Consider the following 25,374-nt stretch of genomic DNA (forward strand, 5'->3'; position numbering starts at 1 on the left):
GCGTAACATATAAATACACGCTAGAATCGATTGGACCCCGGCCGCCAATCAGGCACACTATAGGAGAGCGAGACACAATCATTGATTGACAGCACTAAGACAATTGTCTACTATCGCAAACAATTGTTTAATGATTGCTCATTGTGACCGAACTCTCCAAAAAAGACCAGTTGTACGAACTGATCCGCGCTAATCCCTTCATCTCGCAGCAGGACTTGGCATCGGTGCTGGGCTTGTCGCGCTCCGCCGTGGCCGGCTACATCGCGGGCCTGATCCGCGACCGGCGCCTGCTCGGGCGCGCCTACGTGCTGCCCGATAACCGGCCGATCGTCTGCCTCGGCGCGGCCAATCTCGATCGCAAACTGCGCTCCCTCGCCACGCTCAAAATGGGCACCTCCAATCCCGCGCGCCAGGACGAATCGTTCGGCGGCGTGGCCCGCAATATCGCCGAGAACCTGGCGCGCCTGTCGGCGCCGGTGGCGCTGATCACGGCCATCGGCGACGATTCGTCCGGCAAGGCGCTGCTGGCGCACGCCGAGGCGACCGGCATCGATACCCGCGCCACCCTGCACCTGACGGGCGTGTGCAGCGGCACCTACACCGCGGTACTCGACGACCACGGCGAAATGATACTCGCGCTGGCCGACATGGCCCTGTACGACGCGCTCACGCCCGCCTTTCTGGCCACGCGCCAGCCGCAGCGCGCGGTCGGCGCCCTGATCGTGGCCGACCTGAACCTGCCGCGCGACACCCTGCGCGCCCTGCTCGACGACGCCGCGCGCGACGCGGTGCCGCTGGTGCTGGTGGCGGTATCGCAGCCCAAGATGGCGAACCTGCCGGACGACCTGCGCGGCCTGCGCCTGCTCATCCTGAACCAGGGCGAGCTCGAAACCCGCATCGGCGCGCGGCTTTTGACCGACGCCGACTTCCTGGCGGCCTGCCGCAGCTTGCAGGCGAAGGGCGCGCAAGACGTCATCGTCACGCGCGGCGCCACCGGTGTGGTCTACACTACTCCCGATGGCATCGCCCAGCTCGACGCGCCGCCGGCGCACATTGTCGACGTCACCGGTGCGGGCGACGCCTTTGCCGCTGCGGTATGCTGGTCCCTGTTCCAGGGCAGCGACGACATGACGCTGGCCTGTCGCCGCGGCCTGCAACTGTCCGCCATGACGCTCGCCAGCGAAGAAACCGTATGCCCTTACCTGACGGCGGAAGTACTCGCCGAGATTCCGAATCCCGACGCCCTTCCCGGCGCCCAGCAGCCGTTCAACGCACTTTACCAGGACTGACCATGCACCAATACCTCTTGTTCTCGCCCGAAGTCGCCGCCGCCCGTTCCGCCGGCAAGCCGATCGTCGCCCTGGAGTCGACCATCATCTCGCACGGCATGCCGTACCCGCAAAACGTCACGATGGCGCAGGAAGTCGAGCACGTGATCCGCGCCGCCGGCGCCGTGCCGGCCACGATCGCCATCATCGAAGGCAAAATCTGCATCGGCCTGGTGGCCGAACAGCTCGAACTGCTGGCCACGTCGCCGGACGCGATGAAAGTATCGCGCCGCGACCTGCCGTACGTGCTCTCGCAAGGCCGCCTTGGCGCCACCACCGTGGCCGCCACCATGATCTGCGCGCAGCTGGCCGGCATCCACGTGTTCGTCACCGGCGGCATCGGCGGCGTGCACCGCGGCGCCGAGACCAGCTTCGACATCTCGGCCGACCTGCAGGAACTGGCCCGCACCAATGTGGCGGTGGTGTGCGCCGGCGTCAAGTCGATCCTCGACATCGGCCTTACGCTCGAATACCTGGAAACCCATGGCGTGCCGGTGATCAGCGTCGGCCAGCCGGCCTTCCCTGCCTTCTTCACCCGCGACAGCGGCTTCAAGGCCGACTTCCAGCTCGATTCGGCGCTCGAGCAGGCGGCCTTCATCCAGACCAAATGGCAGCTCGGCCTCGATGGCGGCATCGTCATCAGCAATCCGGTGCCGGAAGCGTTTGCGATGCCGAAGGAAGAAATCGACAGCATCACCGAACAGGCATTGCAGGAAGCGCGCGACGGCGGCGTGGCGGGCAAGCTGGTCACCCCGTTCCTGCTGGCCCGCATCAAGACGCTGACCGAAGGACGCAGCCTGATGACCAACATCGCGCTGGTCAAGCACAACGCGCAGGTAGGCGCCGAGCTGGCCGTGGCCATGCGTAACCTGCCAGGCCTGCAACCGCTCTAACCCCACCCACATACCCACATGTCCATCGACCTGAAACAGCTCAAGTACTTCCTCGCGGTGGCTGAAGAAAAGAGCTTCAGCCGCGCCGCCGAGCGGCTGCACATTTCGCAGCCGCCTTTGAGCCAGCAGATCATGAAGCTCGAGAGCGAATTGGGCGTGCGCCTGTTCGCGCGCACTACCCGCACCTTCGAGCTGACGGTGGCCGGCAAGGCACTGATGGGGGAAGCGTCGGACCTGCTGGCCAAGATGCGCATGACGATCGACACCATCCGCCAGATCGACCGCGGCGAAGTCGGGCGCCTGCGGGTAGGGATCGTCGGTTCGGCCATGTGGGGACCGATTCCCAGCCTGCTCGAAGAATTCCAGACCAAGTTCCCGCGCGTGACCTGGACCTTGCACGAGTCGGGGCCGAACGTGCAGTACGAGGCGCTGCGCGCCAAGCAGATCGACGTGGGTTTCTGGCGCGAGCCCAAGCTCGATGAAGATGAACTCAAACACGACAACCTGCGCCAGGAACTGTGTTTTCGCGAGAACGTGTGCGTGGCGGTCAACGAGCATCATCCGCTGGCCACGCAGCCGTGGATCGAGCTGACCGACATCGCGGACCAGCCGATGCTCACCCTGGCGCTGGACAAGTCGGCCTTCCCGCGCTACCTGATCCAGTGCTGCGTGAAGGCGGGTTTTCAGCCGGCGATTTTCCAGGAAGCGTCCGAACCGCAAACCTTGCTGGCGATGGTGGGCGCGGGCCTGGGCGTGGCGCTGATGCCGGAAACGACCAGCCGCATCGGCTGGCCGGGCGTGATCTTTTTGCCGATCAAGACCAATCCGCCATCGGCCAATCTGTATATCACCTACACCACGCTCGACGATGCGCCGGTAGTGCGGGCATTCCTGAACATCCTCAATCCAAGCGCCTAGGAAACCGCGCCGCCGGCCGCGCACGCATCGTCGCGCACGGCCAGCGCCACTTCCAGCGCAATCGTCACCCCCCGCACCACGTCGGCCAGCGCCATGCTGGGTGCGCCGGGGTGCGCCGCAGCCTGCCGCGGCAGGTAGGGAATGTGAATGAAGCCTGCCCGTACATCCTGGCCCACCGACTGGTGCATCAGGCTGTAAAAAACGTGATTGCACACGAAAGTGCCCGCCGTCTGCGACACCGACGCCGGCAAGCCGGCCTCGCGCAAACTTGCCACGATGGCCTTGATCGGCAGGGTCGAAAAATACGCCGCAGGTCCACCCTCCACGACCGGCCGGTCCACCAGCTGGCACTGGGCGTTGTCGGGAATCGGCGCGTCGTCGATATTGATGGCGATGCGTTCCACCGACAGGTCCACCCTGCCCCCGGCCTGCCCGACCGCGATCACCACCGAGGGCCGCACCTCGTCGATCGCCGCGCGCAGCACCTCGCCCGCGGCGCCGAACACGCACGGCAGCTGGCGCACTTCAATGCGGTAGCCGCTGCCCTCGTGGCCGGCCAGCGAGCGCACCGCCTCCCATGCCGGATTGATCGTCTCTTTATTGAACGGCTCGAAGCCGGTCAGCAGTACTGTTCTGGTCATTTCTGGTCCATCAAAAAATACAGCAGGAAGATATTCGCCACCAGCAGCGGCAACGCGGTCGGTATCTGCGCCTTGATCACCGCGTGCTTGTCGGGCAGTTCGAGCAGCACCACCGGCACCACGTTGAAGTTGGCGGCCATGGGCGTCATCAGGGTGCCGCAGTAGGCGCTGAACATGCCGATGGCGGCCATCACCGCCGGGTTGGCGCCGTACTGGCCGATCAGGATGGGAATGCCGACGCCGCCGGCCATTACGGGGAAGGCAGCGAAGCCGTTACCCATGATGATCGTGAACAGCGCCATGCCGACGCAGAACACCACCACCGCCACGAAACGCGAATCCATGTTGATGTACGAGGTGGTGATGTGCGCGACCGCCTTGCCGACGCCCGCTTCGGCGAACAGCAGCCCGAGCACGGCCAGCATGTGCGGCAGCACCACCGCCCAGCCGACCGCGTCGACCAGGCGGCGCCATTCGCGCATGCCCTGCGCCGGCGTGGAGCGCGTCAGCCAGCAAGCCGCGCCGACCGCCAGCACCGAAGCGCAACCGAGGCTGACCAGCGTCAGGTGCTTCGTTTCGAGCAGCAGCAGGCCGCCGATGTGAACGTCCTTGAGCAGGGTCGAGCCGATCATGGTCACCACCGGGATGATCAATGCGGGAATGAACAGCAGGTGGCCGAGGCGGCGCGCGCTGGAGCTCTTTTCCTCGGGCGTGCGCACGCCGTATTTACCCAGGGTGACGCCGCCGCAGCCGGCGATCAGGGCCATCACGATCATGATCACGCCGACAATCGCCGCCGGCAGCCGTTCGCCAACGAGATAGACGGCGGCGTACAGGGCCCAGAACAGGGCGCTCGAATAGCGGCGCGGATTATCCTTGTCGCGCAGGGACATGACGGCGGATGCTGCCAGCATGGCGCCGAGCGCCAGATAGAAGTAGTCGAGCAGGATGATCATTTGCCGGCTCCGTCGCGCGCGATCTCGGCATCGAAGCGGTGCAGGCGCCACGCGTGAATGATAAAGGCGGTGATCGCGGTGGGAATGCCCCACATTGCCATGTGCAGCGGATTGACCGGAATGCCTTCGGCCGCGAGGATGGTTTGCATCAGGACGATGGCGCCGAAGGCGACGAAGACGTCTTCACCGAAGAACAGGCCGATGTTGTCGGTGGCGGCCGACATGGCGCGGATGCGGTAGCGCAGTTTGTCGCTGATGGTGCCGTTGCGCGTTTCGGCGGCCGCTTCGGCCATGGGCGCGACCAGCGGACGCACCATCGACGGGTGGCCGCCAAGGCTGGTCAGGCCGAAGGCGGCCGACACTTCGCGCACGAACAGGTAGACGATCAGCAGGCGGCCGGTGGTGGCCGATTTGATTTTTGCGATGCTCGCTTGCGCGTGTTCCTTGAGGCCGAAGCGTTCGAGCAGGCCGATGGCGGCCAGCGGCAGCAGCAGGATCATCGGCAGGTTGCGGGTTTTGATGAAGGCGGTGCCGAGCGAGGCGAGCAGCGCTTCGACCGGCATCGACACGGCCAGGCCGGTGGCGCCGCAGGCGGCGACGACGACCAGCACGGGATGCACGCGCAGCACGAAGCCGACGATGATGACGGCGACGCCGACGAGCGGCCAAAGGTTCACTGCTGATTGCATGGATTCTCCGGATGACCCGCCGTTCCCGCGCCAAGGCGGCACTCGGCGGGAACGACGGCGGTGGGGGTAGCGGCCTGAATGCAGGACGGGGAATCTTACCCGATACCGGTGCCGCGCCCTACTCTTCTTCGCTATCCTATCCCGTGATGCGAATCGCCACGAAATTGCGCTTGGTCCGCGATCATGGATAAAGTGGTTTCATGGTCTTCCAAAAAAAAGAACCCCGCACATCTTGCGACGTGCGGGGCCCGGTGCGGGAACGGCGACGCTAGTTAGAACGTCGCCTTGAGCTGCACGCCAAAGCTGCGCGGCTCGTTGACCATGCCGGTCAGGTTGTCGAAGTCGATCGCGCCGACCGACTGCACTTTGTCGGTGATGTTGCGCGCGAAGGCTGCCACTTCGTAGTTATCCCACTTGTAGCCCATGCGCAGACCGCCTTCGACCAGCGACTTGGCTTTGTATTCCTTGGCTTCGTACAGGAACATATTGTAGGTGCTGCGATACGCCCAGTCGGTGTACGCAAAGAACTCGCCATCGGCCACCGGCACGCTGTAACGCAGCGTGAAGTTACCCTGCCACTTAGGTGCGCGCGGCAGCGGGTTGCCGTTCAGTTTTTGCGTGTACGCGAAAGGACCCGCCACGCCGGTTGGCGTGCAGCCGTTCACACCCTTGGTATTTGGCTCGTTGCCGCAGGTCTGGACGAACAGCTTGGAATCCTTGATCTCGGTGTCGTTGAAGCTGCCGCCCAGGGTCATGCGCAATGCGTCCGACAGGTTGGCCTGGAAGTCCAGTTCCACGCCCTGGCCGGTCACGCGGTCGGCGTTGATCAACTGGTTCATGTTGATCTGGCCCGAACCGGCGGTCAGCTGCTTGTCCTTGACGCGGTACTGGAACACGCTGGCCGACAGGCGCGCGCGGCGGTTGAACAGGTCCTGCTTGATACCGGCTTCGTACGACAGCGCCTTTTCAGCTTCGGCGAACGACGGACGATCGGCCAGGCCGTTCAGACGACCCTGCATGCTCGGTGCGCGGTAACCGGTGGCCACGCGCGCGAACAGGTTGCTGTCGGCGCTGAGCGCGTAGGTACCGGACATATCCCAGCTCACGTTGGTCGACTCGTTGCTGATCCCGAAAGGACCGGCGGTGGTCAACTCGACGCGCCTGGCGGCGAAGTTCTTCTTGTCGTTGGTGTAGCGCAGGCCGCCGCGCAGCTTGAACTTGTCGGACACGGTGTAGTTCAGCGAACCGAAGGCGGCCCACGATTTGGTGTCCTGGTACTGGGTCGCGAAGAACGGATTCTGCGGATTGCCCGGCGCCAGCGAGTCGAAGCTGATGCTGTCGATCTGGATGTCTTCGTTAAAGTAGAACAGGCCGGCGATCCACTGCAGCGGACCGGTATTGACCGACTCCGCGCGGAACTCCTGGGTGAACTGGCGGTGCTTCGGCAGCACATCCGCCGTTTCGACCACGAACGGAATGAACGCGGCCTGGTTGGCGTAGCTCGGGCCCATCGGCTGCGCGTACACCGCGCCATAGCCGCCATCGACGTCGGCGCGGCTGTAGAAGTCGGCCGATTCGTAACCCGTGATCGAGTGCAGCGTGACGCCGGAGAGGTCCAGGCGCAGGCGCATGCTGGCGCCTTCGGTCGAGAGGCGCTGTTCGTTCACGCCGTCGCTGTCGTAGCGGCCGTACTGGAAGCCGTCGACCAGTTCATTGCTGCCTTTTTTAAGGATATTGGCGCGGAACAGGGTAGCGCTGCCATCCATGTCGCGCGCGTGCACGTTGAACAGGGCGCTGAAGTTGGTGGTCGGCTTGACCAGCACTTGCAGGCGCAGTGCATCGTCGTGGTAACCCTCGAAATCCTTGGTGCCGTTGCCCGGACGGTTGTTATGTACGCGGTCGCCACGGTTCTGCGACTGCGCCGATACGCGCGCGGCGACAGTGTCGCTGATCGGCAGGTTGACCGCGCCTTCGAAGTTCTTGGAGCGGTAGTTGCCGATGCCGACCGTGGCGTAGCCGTCGGTCTTGCCGATCTGCGGCTTGGCCGAGTCGAACTTGATCACGCCGGCCGGGGAGTTACGGCCGAACAGCGTGCCCTGTGGCCCGCGCAGCACTTCGACCTGGTCGACGTCAAAGACCGGGAAGCCTTTGAGCATCGGGCTTTCCTGCACGATGTCGTCGACCACCAGGCCAACCGGCTGCGATGCGTTCAGATCGAAATCGGTATTGCCCTGGCCGCGGATGTAAAAGCGCGGGAACGAACGGCCGTAGTCGGATTCGACGTTCAGGCTGGGCGAACGGCCCGACAGGAAGCGGATATCCTGGCCGCCGGCGGTGAGCACGTCGAGTTTTTCACCCTTGAGCGTGGTGATCGCCATCGGCACGTCCTTGATGTTCTCGGAACGGCGCTGCGCGGTCACGATGACGGTTTCCAGCTGGCCGGCTTGCGGCTTGGCTTCTTCGGCTGGCTTGTCCTGGGCCATCGCGACGTGCAGCGGAAAGGCGCTGGCAACGGCCAGGGCGATCAGCGAACGGGTGGCGAACTGCTTGCTTTTTATTGTCATTTAAGTAATTCCTAAGGTCGATTAACCATCTCATGAATCCTGCGTTCCGGTTCGCATCCGCTCCGGCGACGTGCGCCGCCCGCACGCCTTGCAGCGCACAAAACAGCCTTCATCACCCCGCTGTGACTACGCTTCCGTCTGTATCTTGATAGTGCCTGGGCATCCTAGCATGAAAAGAATTGACTCGAAATCATGGGAATTACGTTTTCATTTATATTTCGATCATATAAATGACGAAGCAAAATCGTATTTGCCATACATATTAACGGTGATGCATAGTTCTAAAGCTGTACCTGTGCCATATGGCGCGGCGCAATATTCCCTAGCCTTACGCACTCCCGGGCGTAGCGAACATGGCGACGACACGGCCCACCTTGCACCGGGCCTGGACGAGCAAAGTTCAACACGTAAAGACGCGTGATTTTCGCCACATGAGTTGTTGCAACAATACGACATAGCCCGCCAGGAAAGTTGCCATGAACCAAATTAGTGCATCCGCCAGCCGCCTCAAGGCCGTAGCCGGCCTGGGCCAGCAAATCTGGCTCGATAACCTCAGCCGCGAGCTGCTCGCCTCGGGCGAGCTGGCGCGCTGGATCGCCGACGACGGCATCCAGGGCGTGACCTCGAATCCATCCATCTTCTATAACGCGATCCGCAACGACGCCGCCTATCAGGCCGCGCTGCCGGCGTTGCGCCTGGCCCACCTTGACCCGGAAGCGCGCTTCGAAGCGCTGGTGCTGCCCGACGTGCAGGCCGCGTGCGACCTGTTCGCGCCCCTGTACGCCGACAGCGACGGCCATGCGGGGTTTGTCAGCTTCGAGGTCGCGCCACGCCTGGCGCACGATGCCGCCGGCACCGTGGCCGAGGCGCGCCGCCTGTGGGCCGCGATCGACCGGCCCAATGCGATGATCAAGATTCCGGCTACCGATGCGGGCATCGCCGCAGTCGAAGAAGTGATCTACGCCGGCATCAACGTCAACGTCACCCTCATTTTCAGCGCCACCCAGCTGGCCGCCGTGCGCGCGGCGCACCGCCGTGGCCTGGCGCGCCGCCTGGAAGCGATGCTGTCGGTGCAGCGCATCGCCAGCGTGGCCAGCGTCTTTATCAGCCGCGTCGATGCCGCCGTCGACGCGCTGCTGCCGCCGGCAGCCAGCGCCCTGCGCGGCAAGGCGGCCATCGCCGCCGCACGCGTGGCCTACCACGAGTTCCAGAACGACAGCGGCTTTGCCATCTTCACCGCCTTCGGCGCCACCCCGCAATGGCTGCTGTGGGCCAGCACCGGCGTAAAAAATCCGGCCATGCGCGACGTCACCTACGTGGAAGAACTGATCGGCGAAGCGACCGTGAACACCGTGCCCGATGCGACCCTGGCCGCCTTCCGCGACCATGGCGAAGCGCGCCTGTCGCTGGTCGATGACGTGGACGGCGCGCGCGCCGTATTGACGCAGCTGGGCCGGCACGGCATCGGACTCGATACAATTGGTAACGACCTCTTGCGCTCCGGCCTGACACAATTCGAGCAAGCACACGCCAATTTGCTGGCTTTGCTTGCTTAGTGTCGTTAAGCTTACGCATTCCTTTCGCCCCATCGCAGCCGGTGTGCCGGGTACAATATCGCTTTCCAGGAGTGAACTCATGAAATTTAAGCAACTTAGTATCACGATCGCGGCGCTGTGCGTCGCGGCGAGCGCCACGGCTGCCGACCCAAAACTGGGCATCGTGTACGACGCCGGCGGCAAGTTCGACAAGTCGTTCAACCAGTCCGCGTTTGAAGGCGCCGAGCGCTTCAAAAAAGAGACCAACATCAAATACATCGAGGTGCAGGCCAGCAGCGATACCCAGGCCGAGCAAGTGCTGCGCGGCCTGGCGCGCAAGAAGCTGGACCTGATCGCCGCCGTCGGTTTCTCGCAGACCCAGGCCGTGCAGAAGGTCGCGCAGGAATTCCCCAACGTGCGTTTCGTGCTGATCGACGCTGTCGCCAAGGGTAACAACGTCAACTCGATCCTGTTCAAGGAAGAAGAAGGCTCGTACCTGGTCGGCGTGGCCGCCGCCATCGCATCGAAGTCGAAGAAAATCGGTTTTGTCGGCGGCATGGACATTCCGCTGATCCGCACCTTCGCCTGCGGCTACGCCCAGGGCGCGAAAGCGACCAATCCCAAAATCGAGACCTTGCAGAACATGGTCGGCACCACCAGCGCGGCCTGGAACGACCCGGCCAAGGGCGGTGAGCTGGCGCGCGCGCAGTTCGACCGCGGCGTGGACGTGGTGTTCGCCGTTGCCGGCGGCAGCGGCATGGGCACCCTGCAGACAGCCAAGGAAAAAGGCAAGCTGGCCATCGGCGTCGACTCGAACCAGAACTACCTCCATCCGGGCACCATGCTGACCTCCATGGTCAAGCGGGTCGACCTGGCCATCTACGACTCGTTCATGCAGATGAAGAACGGCAGCTGGAAAGCCGGCGTCACCTACCGGGGCCTGAAAGAAGGCGGCGTCGATTGGGCGCTGGACAAGGATAACCGCGCGGTCGTCACGCCGGAGATCGAAAAAAAGGTCAACGAAGCCAAGGCCAATATCATCAGCGGCAAGGTCAAAGTGGTCGACTACCGCGTTGGCAGCAGCTGCCCGGTCTAGATTCTCCCCGCACTCCAGAAAAGCGCGCCGCGCCGGTTTTGATCGGCCCGGCGCGCTTTTGAACTCATTTACCTTTACTACTCACCACTGACCGCTATGCAGCCAGCTGTAGAATTTCGCAATATCTGCAAAGCCTTCGGGGCCGTGCAGGCGAACGCCGACGTCAGCTTCTCCATCGCCAAGGGCTCGATCCATGGCGTGATCGGCGAAAACGGCGCCGGCAAGTCGACCCTCATGAGCATCCTGTACGGCTACTACAATGCCGACAGCGGTGCGCTGCTGATCGACGGCCAGGCGCAGGACATCCGCACCAGCCAACAGGCGATCGCCCTCGGTATCGGCATGGTGCACCAGCACTTCATGCTGGTCGAGAATTTCACGGTGCTCGACAACGTCATGCTGGGCACCGAAGGCGGCTTCAAGCTCGCCTCGCACCGCGCCGCGACGGAAGCGAAGCTGCGCGAGATCTGCACGCGCTACCGGCTCGATGTCGACCCGCTGGCCAAGATCGAAGACCTGTCGGTCGGCGCGCAGCAGCGCGTCGAGATCCTCAAGCAGATCTACCGCAGCGCCAACATCCTGATCCTGGACGAGCCGACCGCCGTGCTGACGGCGCAGGAAACCGCGTCGCTGTTCGAAATCCTGCGGTTGTTCAAGGAACAGGGCAAGACCATCGTTTTGATCACCCACAAGCTGGGCGAAATCATGGAGATCACCGACCAGGTGACCGTGATGCGCGCCGGGCGCGTGGCGGGCGCGGTGCAGACCGCGACGACGTCGAAGGAAGAACTGGCCAACATGATGGTGGGCCGCCCGATCCAGGGCGAACTGCCGCGCGCACCGTACAACCCCGGCCCCGCCGTGCTGGAAGTGGCCGGCCTGCAGTTGCAGGACGCCGCGGGCGTGCGCCTGCTGGCCGACATCGACTTCACCTTGCGCGCGGGCGAAATCGTGGCGATTGCCGGCGTGTCGGGCAACGGCCAGAGCGAATTGTTGCAAATCCTGTCGGGCATGCGCCTGCCGAGCGGCGGCAAGGTCGCCTTCCTCGGCACCGAACTGCCCTACGCCAAGCGCTCGGACGCCGACGGCTTGCCGGCCACGTTCCGCAAGCTGGGCATCGGCCACGTGCCGGAAGACCGCCTGCGCGACGGCGTGATCAAGGATTTTTCGGTCATGCAGAACACCGTGTTCGGCTACCAGGACCGGGTCTGCAACCGCTGGGGCCTGTTCGACTTCAAGGCCATCGCGGCGCGCTGCGGCGGCCTGCTCAAGGCTTTCGACGTGCGTCCGGCCAATCCGGAGCTGCGTATCGGCCTGCTCTCGGGCGGCAACCAGCAAAAAGTGGTGATCGCGCGCGAAGTGTCGGCCAAACCGAAGCTGATGCTGGTCGGCCAGCCGACCCGCGGGGTCGACATCGGCACCATCGAAAGCATCCACACGCAGCTGCTCAAGATGCGCGACGAAGGCGTGGCGATCCTGCTGGTGTCGGTGGAACTGGAAGAAGTGCGGGCGCTGGCCGACCGCATCATCGTCATGTCCGGCGGACGCATTACCGGAGAACTCAAGATTGAAGATTTCGACACAACCCGCATCGGGCTGCTGATGGGCGGGATGCACAAAACATGAAAACGACCGAACTCCCACGCTGGGCAAGCGCGTTTGTCCTGCCTGTACTGAACCTGCTCTCGGCCCTGCTGGTGGCCGCGCTGGTGATCCATCTGCTGGGCGAAAGCCCGACCGAGTCGCTGCGCATCCTGATCGACAGCGCCGTGATCAATCCCGAGGGGTTGAGCTACACGCTGTTCTACGCCAGTACCTTCATCTTTACCGGCCTGTCGGTATCGATCGCCATGAAGGCCGGGCTGTTCAACATCGGCAGCGAAGGCCAGATGTACGTCGGCGGCCTGGGGCTGACCGTGGTCATGCTCACGCTCGACCACTCGCTGCCTGCCTGGCTGCTGATTCCGGCCGCGATGCTGGGCAGCGCGGTATTCGGCGCGGCCTGGGCATGGCTGCCCGGCTACCTGCAGGCCAAGCGCGGCAGCCACGTGGTGGTGACGACGATCATGTTCAACTTCATCGCCGCCAGCCTGATGAACTTCATCATCGTCAAGTACCTGATCCCGGAAGGCCAGCAAAACCCGGCCAGCCGCGTGTTCTCGGAAGCAGGCGCCATGCCGCGCCTGAACGAATGGTTCCCGATCCTGGGCGACACGCCGCTCAACGTCAGCTTCCTGATTGCGATTGCCGCCCTGGCCATCTACGGCGTGATGGTGTGGCGTTCCTCGTGGGGCTACAAGCTGCGCGCCACCGGTCTGAATCAAAGCGCGGCCCATTATGCGGGCGTGTCGATCAGCCGCATGATCATCGTGGCGATGCTCATTTCGGGCGCGCTGGCGGGTCTGGGCGCGGTCAATTCGATCATGGGCTCGACCCACTACCTGAGCCTGAACTTCCCGGCCGGCGCGGGCTTTATCGGCATCGCGATTGCGCTGATGGGGCGCCAGCACCCGGTCGGTATTTTCCTGTCGAGCGTCCTGTTCGGCGCACTGATCCAGGGCGGTTTCGACCTGTCGCTGGAAAAACCGAACATCCCGCAGGAGACCTTCATTTTCATCCAGGGGCTGATCATTTTGTTCTGCGGCGCGATGGAAAATCTGTATGCGCCCGCTGTCCTGAAGCTGCTTAACATTCGCAAAGGATAAGCCATGTTTGAAGACCTCCATTTGTCGAGCATTGTCGTCTCCACGATCCGCAATGCGCCCGTTCTGATTTTTGCCGCCATGGCCGGCCTGTTCGCCGAACGCAGCGGCGTGGTCGATATCGCGTTAGAGGGCAAAATCCTCGCCAGCGCGTTCGTCTCGGCCGCTGTCGCCTTCACCACGCAGAACGCCTGGTACGGCGTGGCCGCCGGCGTGGCCGTATCGGCCGCACTGGCGCTGCTGCAGGGTTACGTCAGCATCACCCAGAAGGGCAACCAGCTGGTGGGCGGCATTGCGATCAACATCGCCATGAGCGGCCTGACCTTCGTGCTGGCCCAGTTCTTCTACCAGCAGGGCGGCCGTACGCCGGACCTGGGCCAGGCGCGCCTGTTCGACATCGTTTTGCCGGGTACCGAAGCGCTGGCGGGCATTCCCTTTATCGGCTGGTTCTATGGGCACGTGATCGGCGGCCATTCGGCGCTGGTGTACCTGGCGTTCGCGCTGATCCCGCTGGTGCATTGGGTGATTTACCACAGCCGCTTCGGCCTGCGCCTGCGCGCCTGTGGCGAGAACCCGCACGCGGCCGATGCGGCCGGCATCAGTGTCGCCACCACGCGCTACATGGCGATGCTGGTGGCAGGTATCCTGTGCTCGTTCTCGGGTGCTTACCTGGCAATCGTGCAGAGTGGCTTCTTCCTGCGCGACATGTCGGCCGGGGCAGGCTATCTGGCGCTGACCGCGCTGGTGTTCGGTAACTGGCGGCCGATGTACACGGCGCTCGGCTGCATGATGTTCGGCTTCTTCAGCGCCGTGCAGATCCAGATCGAAGGCGTCGACCTGCCGGGCATCGGGCGCATTCCAGGCTCGCTGATCCAGATGGTGCCGTACGTGGTGACCGTGATCGTGCTGGCCGGTCTGATGGCCAAATCGGTGGCGCCGAAAGCGATCGGCAAGCCCTTCGTCAAGTCGCGTTAAACCCGCGATGGCGAAGCGCGGCCTGATCGCCTTCGCCTGTCTGCTTTTGCCGGGATTGGGCGCGCTGTTCGGCGCCGGCGAATATCTCAGTGCTCCCGCGCGGCGCCAGATCGGTGCCGCGCCGCCCGACTTCCCCGCCTCCTCCGTGACGATTTCTACCGCCGCCGGCCCGCTCCAGGGCTGGATGGCGCGTGGCACCTCGGGCGCTGGTGCGGTCCTGCTGCTGCACGGCGTGCGCGGCAACCGCCTGCATATGCTGGGGCGCGCGCGATTTCTGTCGCGACTGGGGTATGGCGTGCTGCTGATCGACCAGCAGGCGCACGGCGAAAGCGCCGGTGCGCGCATCAGCTTTGGCGTGCGCGAGGCCGACGGCGTGCGCGCCGCGCTGGCTTACCTCAAGCGCGAACAGCCCGGTGAACGGATCGGCGTGATTGGCGTGTCGCTCGGCGCCGCTGCCGTGGTGCTGTCGAAACCCGGACGTGGAATCGATGCGCTGGTGATCGAGGCGATGTATCCGACCATTGAAGAAGCCATCGAGAATCGCCTGCGCCTGCATCTGGGACGCGCGGGCGCCGGCCTGGCGCCGCTGTTGCTATGGCAGGTGCCGCTGCGGCTGGACCTGACTTTGGATCAGCTACGGCCGATTGATGCGGTAAGCGCGCTGGCCTGCCCTACCCTCGTCGTGGGCGGCGAGAAAGATCATCACACCAGCGAGCTTGAGTCGCGCCGGATTTACGCCGCCGTGCCCGAACCGAAGCAGCTTTGGATCGTGCCCGGAGCAGCGCATACCGACTTTCATGGCGTCGCGATGAGGGAGTACGAATCGCGCATCGGCCAGTTCATGGCGCTGCACCTCAGAGGCATCAAATAGCTCAGCCACGCTGTACCAGCGCTGGCGATGCTACTTCATGGGTACGAAAAAACATTTTCCAGTACCAAACCAAGGCGATCATACAGAACGGCAGTAGCGCTAGTTCTGGCAGCCAATAGCCGATTGAATCAATCTGCGATTTTTCGGCGACTAAAGATATGCCGTACCCTCGCCCAATAAAAAAAATGATCGCGTTGTAGGCACCGTGAACGAAGATGGGAGCATATAACGAAGCGAACCGCACAGCTAAAATTGCATAAATAATTCCGTGAACAAAACTACCCAGAAAACTTTGGTCAATATGAAAAGCGCCGAACAAAATCGATGAGACAAGGATAGCGTAGCTTAATTGGCATTTTTCGCGCAAACGTCGCAGTATAAAACCGCGAAAAATAATTTCCTCAATAATCGGACCGATGACCACAATTGTCATGGCTTCGAGAACTAGCCAACTGCGCAACCATTTCGCCTCCTCAAATGCCGAAGCCGAAGCAAGGTTCCAATGCCGGTAGGCCCATTCAACATTTATCTGCGCGCTAAAAAGAACAAGCAACGCCCAGCATCCAATGCCAGACAATACAGTTGCCAGGATCACGATCGCCAGCTCAATAAAGGCTGTACGTGATATTTCGTTTCCCATCATTTTTGGAAAAGTAAGATTTTCTCTACTTAACAAATTTTTGCTTACAATAATCATTGTTATCACAATGCCGACCCACTGCAAGTATATGAAATTAGTTATTCCACTTCCGATGTAAACACAAGCCTCGTGCCATGCAGTAGTCACAACCATCCATACGATAAGAATCTCGTATACCTTAACAGGAGCCGCGTGTGAAACCGCAGGCACAACTGAAGTTTCTATTTTCAGCATCTCCCCCCCAAAGCAAACTCTTAACGTTTTTAAGAGTGGCGAAGCGCAGTTCCAGCCAGCTCCACCACCCAGTTTTTAATCGCGGATACGCCTATCCGCTATTTTTACTCGTGAATCATGTCGTAGAACCAACGTCCCAAACTTCCACCCCAACTCTGTAGCTGATTAAAACCTGAGGAAATTGCGTTGGCGAAGTCGGCCGGACTACCAGTACAGCCGACCTCTTTTGTGGAGACTGAGCAAGAGAGTTCACCACCACCGATTGCATTGAGAATAGAAACATTATCGATTACTTGCATAACAATTCCTCATTAGTTATCAATCTCGCCGGATTGCGAGATCGATTTCATGCCACTAAAAAAGACTAGAAAATCTGTCAACAAACTGATTAATAAACGCTGCTTGAAAATTTCATGTGTTGATGCTGACTCGCCATCACAAAAATTTTCAATCGATTTGCATATTTATATTTTCACATGGTTTCGCAAGTCGCCATTGTCACAAAACAATCAAGTCCCAACCGTGTTTCAACGAACTTGAGGGGTCGAGCTATGGTTACTCAACTCAACAGCTTTACCCGCTTTCAGACCAACAACCCGATCCGCCGAATTAATCGTTTCCGGCCGATGCGCCACCATGATGCGCGTCAGCGCCATTTCGCTCAACGCCGCATTCACAAGCTGTTCGTTTTGAATATCAAGATGGCTGGTCGCTTCATCCAATGTCAGCACTTTGGGAGATTTGTAAAGCGCCCGGGCCAGTAAAATACGCTGTTTCTGCCCGCCCGACAAACTGCTGCCCATATCGCCCACCAAGGTTTGATACCCCATCGGCATTGCGACAATTTCGTCATGCACCGCCGCCAGCCGCGCGCACCTCTCCACATCGGCATACGCGCATTTGCTGTCGAAGAAACTGATGTTGTCGATGATTGAACCTGCCAGCAGCACGTCATCCTGCATTACCGTACCGACCAGTTGCCGATACGCCTGCAGACCAAGCTGCTGAATCGGAATTCCATCGATCATCACCTCCCCTTCGGTGGGCGCGAGTAAGCCGAGAAGGATCTTGCACATCGTGGTCTTGCCGCATCCGCTTGGACCGACCAACGCGACGCTCTGCCCCGCCGGTATGTGCAGATTCACGCCGTCCAGAATCCACGGCTCACCGTCTGCATAGCGAAACTTCACGTCGCGCAAGGTGATGCTGGGAGTAATCCGACTTAAATCGCTTTCCCACATGCTCGTGGGCTCCGCCGGCTCCAGAACGATATCGGACAGCCGCTCTGCATGCAGCCCGAGCATCTTCAGGCTGATCAGCATGTCCACGAGGCTGACCATGCGGCCGGCGAATGTCGCCGCGTAACTGATGAATGCCATCAGCATTCCCACCGTCAGCGCGTTTCGCAGCACCAGCCCCGCACCGATGTAGAATACGATCAGACCTTGCAAGCCGATGATCGTACTGTTCGCCGCCTTGATCAGGATGGTGAGTTTTTCGGTCCTGGCATCGCGGTTGACGACATCCTGCTTGAGGTTTTGCCAGCGCGCCTTGCGCTCGGCATCCCGTCCGAACAATTTGAGGGGAACGATGGCCCGCACGGTTTCCACGAAATGCGTATTTTCCTTTGCGGCGAGGATCAGGCGTTCCTGCGATGCGATTCTGAGCGGCTGGTAAAAAATCCACCGCAATGCCGCATACAACGCGACGCTGATGGCGACGATCAGCGTGAGCTCCGCGCTGTACATCAACATCATCCCCAACGCCAGCAGCGCCATCAAACCATCCAGCACGCTTTCCACAAAGACGCTGGTCAATGTCTGCTGGATCGCGGTAATGCTGCCGAAACGGGACAGCACGTCACCCAGGTGACGTTTTTCAAAAAACACCGTGGGCAGGCTGATCAGATGGGAAAACACACGGGCCGACCATTGCAGGCCAACGTCGATACTCCATCTCATCAACACCATGCTGCGCGCAATACCGATCAGCGTTTGCGTCACCAGCAGGAGAGCAAAGCCGATCACCAATATCTGCAGCAACTGGTGATCGCCGCTGACGATCACCTCATCGATCACGTATTGATTGAACAGCGGCGAAACAAGCGCAAACACTTCCAGCGCAAGTGCCAGCGCAAACACCTGCAATAACGCCCGGCGCAATCCGACAACCGGTCCGGTCAGCTGTTTGATCGACATCCTCCGGGTGGCGTCCTTCTGCTCGAATTCCGCCGTCGGCATCAGTTCCAGTGCGACGCCGGTAAAATGGTCCGACACCTCGGCCATCGTGAGGAGTCGTTCACCGACAGCCGGATCGAGGATAACGACGGTCGTGGCGCCGCGCAAGCTGCGCTTGATTTTCTTCAGGACGACGAAGTGATTCAGATTCCAATGCAATATGCACGGGCACTTCAAGGCGCCCAACTCGTCCAGCGCCAGTCTTAGCGGCCGCGACCCAAGATGCATCGAGCCCGCGTGACGCATCAATTGAGCCAGGCTCGCGCCCTTGAGACTGATCGAAAAGCGCCGGCGTAAATCCGCAAGGTCCATATGACTGCCGAAATGGCTGGCCACCATGGCAAGGCAAGCCAGGCCGCATTCGCTCGACTCGGTCTGTAGAATGGCTTTCATCTCCGGCTCCCTCAGATTGATTTAACGCTGCGCAGCCGCCAGCAAAGGCGCGGCGATCCATTCCCAGATGCGGCGCCGGTCTTGCACGATGTCCGCTTCCAGCGTCATGCCGGCCCGCAGCGGTTGCGCCACGCCGTAGACATCGACGCTCTGGCGCGACAACTGCACCCGGATTCGGAACAAGGCCTCGCTGCTGTTCCCGCCCGGGGCGCTTTGCTGGGCATGACTGAGAATCGTGCTGGCCAGATGAGGGGGAAGATCATTGGGCGCAAACGGCGCCTTGCTGATATCGACAATGCGCCCGTGATGCAGGCCGAATTTCTGATAGGGATAGGCCTGGTAACGTATCAAGACCGTCTGCCCGGCGGCGACAAAACCCATCATCCGGCTGGGCGCATACAACTGGACCTCGAATGGTTCACCGTGCTCCTTTCCGTTCGCCTGAGGTATCAGCAGCGCCAGGGATTGAGCGGCAGCGACCGCTTGCCCGGAGCGGTAAGTAATCGTCGCCACCACCCCTGCCTGCGGTGCGAGTATCAGACTGGTTTTCCGACTGTGATTTTCGGCGATTTCCTTGTCGATGCTGGCCTCCGAGCGCTGCAACTGGCTCATCGTGTTGTCCAGCTCGCTCACACTGGCGGTGCGTTCCGCGGCCAGGTTCAGCCGGCTGGCTTGCAGCTGCAGCTTTGCTCTGGTGAGCGTGCTCACCCGTGAGCCAAGATCGATCAGCTCCTCTTGCTTTTGCTGCGTCTGTGCCGCGGAGACGAACCCGCTTCCCTGCAAGGTTTCGTACTTGGCAAGGCTCGACTTGGCGAGTTCGAGGCGCCGCTGCGCCAACGCGATTTCCTGCTCCAACTCAAGCGTCTCCGCATTGACGTTCAACAAACGTTCATCGATTGCGCTTGTCTTATCGCGATGCTGAGCCATCCGGGTGCGGCGCTCGGACGCCAGCGTGTTTTTCTGGATCGTTAACTGTTGAGCCACCAGCATGGAAATTTCGCCACTGCTTCCCTGGCGTTCGGTCGATACCTCGAATAGCGGTTGCCCGGCGGTAACAGCTTGACCTTCGGTCACGAAACTGCGGGTCAGAATTCCCGGGGTCATCGCGGAGATCGTCAAGCTTCCGCCGGCAGGCAAGGTCATGCCTGTCACCCGCGCTTTTCTGGTCACGGTACCGAAGAAAATGTATGCAAGAACACACAGCGCAATAAGCAAAGCAACGCACGCAACGATTCTGACCGACATCGGCTGGGCAAGCCGGATCGCACCCATCCATTGACTGGCGTGCGCTTGCGCCACCTCCTTGCGGAAGAACGTGTCGTTAACGGCGGATGGATGTTCGGCTGCGGCGGCCTGCGTTGCCTCTGGCGAGGCGCTATTGAGCGTGTTCTGACATAGGTTCGACATTGGGCAAGGTCTCATTTCACGGTAGGCAGCGCGCGTCGCCTTTCAGCGACGCGGTTTGCGTGAAGAAACGGAGTCTCACAGCCTATCGAACATGAAATCTTAGCTAATGACTTAACGTAAGTTTTCCCGACAATCTATTTAATGCATGTCAGCTTGCGGTAGAACAAAACGGTGGTTGCAACATCGCACCGTCATCGCGCTGCCACTGAGGAGCGGCAGCGCTTGCAAAACGGGTCAGTCGCCGGCAAGGCGCGTCGAACGGCCCAGGGTCCAGGCAAACGCCACGCCGGCCGACGCGCCGGATTTCTTCTTCATCAGCGGACTGTCTTCGTTGGCGGCACCCGCATAACTCTCAAGCCGCATGAAGCCGAACACGCGCACGTCCTGATTGATCATGCGCGACGCGCTTGCGCCCACCCGTGTCAGCATCAGCCCCGCGTCGGCCCGATAGCCAGGCCGCGTGGAGGTGGCATAGTGCGGCTGCACTTCGTAAAAATAGCGGTTCACCTTCTTGTCGCCGATGACCACGCCGGCGTTGGCATCGAAGGTCCACAGGCCGTCGGCGCTGCGCATCTCGTATACCACCTTCGGCTCGAACGTGAAGCCCTGCGTGCGCACGCCGGCGCGCGCTTCGATCACGGCGCGCAGCGGGATGTCGAGGCGCACGCGGCTCGACGCGCTCGGCTCGGCGATGCGCACCTTCAGGCGCGGCCCGAATTCGAGCAAGGTGCCCAGGTTGGGCATGCCGGAGCGCGCAGCCACGTCGTCGGAGCGGGCCGGCAGCGAAGCCGCCAGGCCAACATCGAGTTCGACCGCCTCGCGCTTGACCAGGCGCGCGCCGATGCCGGATTGATCGGCGCGAAATACCTTGCCGCGGTAGATCAGGAACGGCAGCAGCAAGCCGCGCGTCGAGCGGTCGGCCGAGCCGGGATAGGCGGGCGTGGAGGCGACGCCGCCAAGGACGCCGGCTTCCCACAGCGGAAGCGGTTTGTCTTCGGCCGGCACAGCGGAAGCGGCAATGGGGAGGGCCAGAAGGATGGCGGCCAATTGTGGGGCTGGTTTCATGCGGATGCTCACGGGTGGATCGACGAACCTGGATCCCCGCCGAGTGACGCCTTGGCGCGGGGATGACGTGGGGAGGCGGCCGGCCGTACTGGCCAATGCGCGGGACTGCACAGCGATGTCCCGGCATTTGCAGTTACGGCCAGATCGTTTGCAGCAGCGACGCCAGATGGTACCCGCCTTTGATCAGCTGCGTCTTGGCCAGCGCGGAACTCGGCACCGGGTAGTTCGATCCCATCTCCAGCCCGAATGTGTAATACGTCTCGCCCTTGCGGTTCACCTGCTTGCCGATCGCGCCCGGCGTAACGTCCGAATAGGCCAGCTTGGACGCAGCCAGCGCGTCGTTCGCCCACTGGTACGGCCAGCTGGTGGCGTCGCCCGTGTTCATCGCCACCACCGGTTTGCCGTCGATGACCTTCTGCGCGAACTGCTCCGGCGTCTTGGTGCTGATGCGGCGCATCGCGTAATCGACCACGGTGCTGTCCCAGTACGCGTGGAACGGCCTGGTCGTCCACTTTTGCGCGCCAGGCGGCAGCGGCTTGGCTTCGCCCGGAATCAGGCCCGCGCTCAGCGATGTCAGCTTGTCGTCGTCGAGCAGCAGGCTGTTGCCGCCGCGCGAATCGTAGATGTTGAGGCTATCGATATCCTCGTGCTTCTTCGGCACCACGAACTTGCCGTCCTTGCCGACAAACGCCGCACCCACGTGCAGCGGCTGGTGGATGTCGCCGGTCATGTGCGCCACCAGCAGCAGCGCCTGGCGCTTGGTCAGCTTGTGCGGGTTGAGCGCCGGATCGGTCTTGCCCTGCAAGACAGCGATAGCCTGCTTGAGCGTTTGCACGATGTCCACATCGGCCGTGCCCACCGCGCCATCGTGATAGTGCTCGTTCTGGAACGGGATGTCGGTGTAGTGGTATTCGTTGTGGCGCGGATTGACCGCCGTATAGGCGTTCATCTCCGGCGTCGGCGGCGTGTAGCCGGCGCCGCCCTTGGCGCTGTCGGCCCACACCGTGATCGATTCGAGGCTTTCGCCCGGCAGCAGCAAGGCCGCGACCTGCTTTTCGGCGTTGCTGCCCTTGATCAGTTTTTCCGCGATGGCGCCGACCGCGCGGTGCCCTTCGGCGCCCCACGCCAGCGCGTCCACCGAGACGAAGGCGCCGGACAGCGCCAGTACACAAGCCAGTTTTTTCATTATTCGTTTCCCTTGTTCGGTTTTGGATAGTCTTTGCCGATCTCGATCGGCTGGGCGTACGAGGAACTCCACGTCTGCTCGTGCAGCGCGCCGAGGCGCTGCGCCATCTTCTCGTTGCGCAGCACGACTTCGAGGTTGCGCGACTTGTCGAAGTAGCCGCCGGCCCAGTTGCTGGTGCCGATCCAGGCCAGCTTGCCGTCGATCGACATGGTCTTGCTGTGGATGACGCGCGCGAACGGAATCGGTCCGCTCGCGGCAAGCGGCAAGGTGACGATGCGCACCTCCACATTCGGCAGCAGCGCCAGGCTTTTCAGGTAGGCGATGCCCGGCTGGCCGGTGCTCCAGTTCGAGACCATCAGCTTGATCTTCACCCCGCGCCCGGCCGCCGCGCGCACCGCGTTGTCGATCACGCCGTAGTACGGGCGCGTGCTGTCAGGCCCGTAGCCCAGCGGCGCGTAGTCGAGCAGCTGGATGCGCACCTCGGTCCTGGCGTCGGCCAGCAACGCCGGCAGCACCACTTCGGAATCGGCCACGCCGGGCGGATTGAAAGCGGCCGGGCTGGCGACCAGCTGGGCGGCCCCGGGCGCCGCCATGGCCACAAGTGCTGCGCGCGGCACCGCCAGGTTGGACGCCAGCAGCGACTGCGCCTGCCAGTCACGCTCGAACACGGCCCGCACCTGCGCCACCATGGCGGCATCGGTGATCAACAGGCCTGTCTCCTGGATATGGGTAAAGGCGCGCCAGTCGAAGTTCTGGCTGCCGATAAAGGCCGATTTTTTGTCCACCGCGATGTACTTGGCGTGGATGATGCCGGTGCCGGTCAGCTGCGCGTAATCGAGCACGCGCATGTCCAGGTTGGGGATCTTGCGCAGCCGCTCCAGGGTAGCCGGATCGGACAGGCCGATGCCCTTCTTGTCGAGCAAAAAGCGGATCTTCACGCCACGCGCGCCGGCCGCCTCCAGCCGCTCCACCACTTTCTCGAACGGCGTGCCGGCCTTGCTGATGGCATAGAACTGGCCGATCACGATCTCGCTGCGCGCCTCGTCGAACAGCTGCGACCAGACTGCCGCGCTGCTGCGCAGGTCGGCGTTGACGAGCGTGGTCTCCACCGGCGCGGTGTGCACCAGTTCATAGCCGGGAATGGAAAACCCGGCCTGCGCCTGCGGCCCCAGGACCAGCGCCAGCAGCGCGGCCAGCGCACGGCGAAGCGGCGTCATTGCACCGTCCCGATGCGCCCTGCCGGCGTGGCCGCGCCCACCGGCTTGCCCGCCTTGTCCTGCCTGATCATGAACTGGACCACGGCGTCGATATCGCGGATCTGCGTATCGCGCTTGTTGGTCGCGGCGGCGAATGCCGGGAAGCTGTCGCCGCCTTCGGCCAGGAAGTTGTTGCCCGCCACGCGCACCACGGCGCCATCGTCCAGCACCTTGCCGTTCAAGGTGACGCTGTCGCGGATGATGCGCCGGCCGGGCGGCGCGGCCGGGTTCCAGCGGTAGCTGAAGCCGTCCGATACCTGCAGCACCGAGACGCTGCTCGCACCCGGACGCGCCCACTGCTGCTCGAGCAGCGCGCGGATCTGGGCGCCGGTCATGTCCATCGCCACGATCGTATTCCCGAACGGGAGCACGATCTGCACGTCGCCGTAGGTGGCGGTAAGACTGGCGCCCACATCGAGGTCCTGGCGCATGCCGCCCATGTTCATGAAGCCGATCTGCACGCCCAGCGATTTGGTGGCCGCCAGCACGGCATCGGCGATCAGGCCACCGAGCACGGTTTCGCCGCCCGCGCTTTCCTTGCGGTTGATCGAACGGGTGGCCACGCGCGCCACCGGCCGCGCCAGCGCCGCCTCGCTGCGCTCCCTGGCTTGCTTGAGGTAGGCCGACACGCGCGCATCCGGCGGATACTGGCCCGCTTTCATCACCACGTTGCGCACCCCGATGTCGCCCACCGCGCCGCTGGCCGGGTCCACCATCATCTTGATGCGCGACAGCACATGGCCGCCCATCTCGCCCTGGGTCACCACGCGGCCATCGACCTTGCACTGGAAGCCCGTGTGCGAGTGGCCGCTGACGATCACGCGAATCGCCGGATCGAGCTTTTTGACGATATCGACGATCGGGCCTTTCAGGTCGCTGCAATCGGGCTTGTCGAACGGTTCCGGCGTGTGTCCGCCCTCGTGAATCAGCACCACGAACACCTGTGCGCCCTGCGCGCGCATGGCGGGGATGACGCGGTTGATCGCCGTCGCCTCGTCCTCGAACGTCAAGCCCACGATGCCCGATGCCAGCACCACCGATGCAGTGTTGCGCAGCACGGCGCCGATCAGGCCAACCTTGACGCCCTTGACGTCTTCGATCCGGTAAGCCGGCAGGAACGGCTTGCCGGTGGCGTCGTCGATCACGTTGGCGGCCAGGTAAGTGAAGCCGGCGCCGCGGAAGTCTTTGGTGAACTGGCAGGCTTTTTCGGGACGCACCGAGTCGCAGCCGCCCCGCTGCTGGCGCAGCAGTTCGGCGCGGCCGTTGTCGAATTCGTGATTGCCGACCGAGGAGATGCGCATGCCGGCCAGGGTCAGCGCTTCAAGCGCCGGCTCATCGGCCCACATCGACGACATGGCGGGGGAAGCGCCAATCAGGTCGCCGGCGCCGACGAACAGCAAGTCCTTGTCTTCCTTGCGCCAGGCCTGGACGGCGGCGGCGATGGTATCGATGCCGCCGGCCTGCGCGGTCTGCTGGCCGCTGGCATGGATGCTGTGGTACTGGAATTTGGTGGAGTCGAGGTGGCCGTGGAAGTCGTTCAGGGCAACCAGGTTGATCTCGATCGGGGCCGTCGGGCGCGTGGCGCAGCCCGCCGACAGGAAGGCCGCGGCGAGCGCGGCGCAGAGGGGCCTTGAGAATAGTGTCATAGGGTATAGGATAACCGAAGAGCGCGCGCCGCAGCGGACGCCACGCCCTCCAATATGTATCGGGTATGTATCGATCAAGGCAAAAAATCACGCACAGGCGGGACGAAAAAAAACGGCCAGTGTCGCCACCGGCCGTTCTTCA

General features: G+C 62.4%; 21 protein-coding genes. 9 read left to right on the top strand and 12 right to left on the bottom strand.

Features of this window, described 5'->3' with window-relative positions:
- Nucleotides 1-143: 143 nt before the first annotated feature.
- The 3 genes from RBA41_RS09655 to RBA41_RS09665 are packed head-to-tail and all read left to right on the top strand — an operon-like array spanning nucleotide 144 to nucleotide 3,139.
- A complete protein-coding gene (locus RBA41_RS09655) occupies nucleotides 144-1,289 on the top strand; it encodes a carbohydrate kinase (RefSeq protein WP_306623394.1) in 1,146 nt (381 codons plus the stop codon).
- A gap of 2 nt (nucleotides 1,290-1,291) precedes the next feature.
- The gene (locus RBA41_RS09660) at nucleotides 1,292-2,221 is read left to right on the top strand and encodes a pseudouridine-5'-phosphate glycosidase (protein WP_306623395.1); all 930 of its coding nucleotides are present in this window, start codon (nucleotides 1,292-1,294) and stop codon (nucleotides 2,219-2,221) included.
- An 18-nt stretch (nucleotides 2,222-2,239) separates the two neighbouring features.
- Nucleotides 2,240-3,139 carry a LysR family transcriptional regulator gene (locus RBA41_RS09665; RefSeq protein ID WP_306623396.1) on the top strand — a complete coding sequence of 300 codons (900 nt, stop codon included), beginning with the start codon at nucleotides 2,240-2,242 and terminating at the stop codon, nucleotides 3,137-3,139.
- Here the strand turns inward: RBA41_RS09665 and pcp are convergent.
- The 4 genes from pcp to RBA41_RS09685 form a co-directional block, all read right to left on the bottom strand.
- Nucleotides 3,136-3,780, bottom strand: coding sequence for a pyroglutamyl-peptidase I (gene pcp / locus RBA41_RS09670; RefSeq protein ID WP_306623398.1), 645 nt, complete (start codon nucleotides 3,778-3,780; stop codon nucleotides 3,136-3,138). The genes RBA41_RS09665 and pcp overlap by 4 nt on opposite strands.
- Entirely contained in the window at nucleotides 3,777-4,736 is a 960-nt protein-coding gene (locus tag RBA41_RS09675; RefSeq protein ID WP_306623399.1) for a DUF979 domain-containing protein, read from the bottom strand. The genes pcp and RBA41_RS09675 overlap by 4 nt, the downstream gene beginning before the upstream one ends.
- Nucleotides 4,733-5,425, bottom strand: a complete 693-nt coding sequence (locus RBA41_RS09680) for a DUF969 domain-containing protein (RefSeq protein WP_306623400.1) — start codon at nucleotides 5,423-5,425, stop codon at nucleotides 4,733-4,735. Before RBA41_RS09680 ends, RBA41_RS09675 begins: the two co-directional genes overlap by 4 nt.
- A 272-nt stretch (nucleotides 5,426-5,697) precedes the next feature.
- Entirely contained in the window at nucleotides 5,698-7,989 is a 2,292-nt protein-coding gene (locus RBA41_RS09685) for a TonB-dependent receptor (protein WP_306623401.1), read from the bottom strand.
- A 476-nt stretch (nucleotides 7,990-8,465) separates the two neighbouring features.
- On the opposite strand from RBA41_RS09685, the gene tal reads away from it, so the two are divergent.
- The 6 genes from tal to RBA41_RS09715 all read left to right on the top strand — a co-directional run bounded on the left by tal (nucleotide 8,466) and on the right by RBA41_RS09715 (nucleotide 15,168).
- On the top strand, nucleotides 8,466-9,545 hold the full coding sequence (gene tal, locus RBA41_RS09690; RefSeq protein ID WP_306623403.1) for a transaldolase: 1,080 nt from the start codon (nucleotides 8,466-8,468) through the stop codon (nucleotides 9,543-9,545).
- 79 nt (nucleotides 9,546-9,624) lie between these two features.
- On the top strand, nucleotides 9,625-10,620 hold the full coding sequence (locus tag RBA41_RS09695) for a BMP family lipoprotein (protein WP_306623405.1): 996 nt from the start codon (nucleotides 9,625-9,627) through the stop codon (nucleotides 10,618-10,620).
- Nucleotides 10,621-10,716: 96 nt separating this feature from the next.
- On the top strand, nucleotides 10,717-12,246 hold the full coding sequence (locus tag RBA41_RS09700; protein ID WP_306623407.1) for an ABC transporter ATP-binding protein: 1,530 nt from the start codon (nucleotides 10,717-10,719) through the stop codon (nucleotides 12,244-12,246).
- A complete protein-coding gene (locus tag RBA41_RS09705; protein ID WP_306623409.1) occupies nucleotides 12,243-13,325 on the top strand; it encodes an ABC transporter permease in 1,083 nt (360 codons plus the stop codon). Before RBA41_RS09700 ends, RBA41_RS09705 begins: the two co-directional genes overlap by 4 nt.
- A 3-nt stretch (nucleotides 13,326-13,328) precedes the next feature.
- Nucleotides 13,329-14,297 carry an ABC transporter permease gene (locus tag RBA41_RS09710; protein WP_306623410.1) on the top strand — a complete coding sequence of 323 codons (969 nt, stop codon included), beginning with the start codon at nucleotides 13,329-13,331 and terminating at the stop codon, nucleotides 14,295-14,297.
- Nucleotides 14,298-14,304: 7 nt separating this feature from the next.
- A complete protein-coding gene (locus RBA41_RS09715; RefSeq protein ID WP_306623411.1) occupies nucleotides 14,305-15,168 on the top strand; it encodes an alpha/beta hydrolase in 864 nt (287 codons plus the stop codon).
- Between the two features lies 1 nt (nucleotide 15,169).
- Here RBA41_RS09715 and RBA41_RS09720 read toward each other — a convergent pair whose 3' ends face one another.
- From RBA41_RS09720 to RBA41_RS09755, 8 genes are all read right to left on the bottom strand, one after another.
- Complete coding sequence (locus RBA41_RS09720; protein ID WP_306623412.1) at nucleotides 15,170-16,042, bottom strand: CPBP family intramembrane glutamic endopeptidase; 873 nt, start codon at nucleotides 16,040-16,042, stop codon at nucleotides 15,170-15,172.
- Between the two features lie 104 nt (nucleotides 16,043-16,146).
- Complete coding sequence (locus RBA41_RS09725; RefSeq protein ID WP_306623413.1) at nucleotides 16,147-16,341, bottom strand: hypothetical protein; 195 nt, start codon at nucleotides 16,339-16,341, stop codon at nucleotides 16,147-16,149.
- A 228-nt stretch (nucleotides 16,342-16,569) separates the two neighbouring features.
- Nucleotides 16,570-18,672 carry a peptidase domain-containing ABC transporter gene (locus tag RBA41_RS09730; RefSeq protein ID WP_306623415.1) on the bottom strand — a complete coding sequence of 701 codons (2,103 nt, stop codon included), beginning with the start codon at nucleotides 18,670-18,672 and terminating at the stop codon, nucleotides 16,570-16,572.
- A gap of 21 nt (nucleotides 18,673-18,693) precedes the next feature.
- Nucleotides 18,694-20,079 (bottom strand): HlyD family secretion protein, encoded by a 1,386-nt coding sequence (locus RBA41_RS09735; RefSeq protein WP_306623417.1) that lies wholly within the window; start codon nucleotides 20,077-20,079, stop codon nucleotides 18,694-18,696.
- A gap of 234 nt (nucleotides 20,080-20,313) precedes the next feature.
- Entirely contained in the window at nucleotides 20,314-21,144 is an 831-nt protein-coding gene (locus RBA41_RS09740; RefSeq protein ID WP_306623419.1) for a MipA/OmpV family protein, read from the bottom strand.
- A gap of 133 nt (nucleotides 21,145-21,277) precedes the next feature.
- Nucleotides 21,278-22,330, bottom strand: coding sequence for a S1/P1 nuclease (locus tag RBA41_RS09745; protein ID WP_306623421.1), 1,053 nt, complete (start codon nucleotides 22,328-22,330; stop codon nucleotides 21,278-21,280).
- Entirely contained in the window at nucleotides 22,330-23,547 is a 1,218-nt protein-coding gene (locus RBA41_RS09750; RefSeq protein WP_306623422.1) for a phospholipase D-like domain-containing protein, read from the bottom strand. The genes RBA41_RS09745 and RBA41_RS09750 overlap by 1 nt, the downstream gene beginning before the upstream one ends.
- Nucleotides 23,544-25,232, bottom strand: coding sequence for a bifunctional metallophosphatase/5'-nucleotidase (locus RBA41_RS09755; protein ID WP_306623424.1), 1,689 nt, complete (start codon nucleotides 25,230-25,232; stop codon nucleotides 23,544-23,546). Before RBA41_RS09755 ends, RBA41_RS09750 begins: the two co-directional genes overlap by 4 nt.
- Between the last annotated feature and the right edge of the window lie 142 nt (nucleotides 25,233-25,374).

Source organism: Massilia scottii, assembly GCF_030846495.1.
In the GTDB taxonomy this organism is placed as follows: Bacteria; Pseudomonadota; Gammaproteobacteria; order Burkholderiales; family Burkholderiaceae_D; genus Telluria_A; species Telluria_A violaceinigra.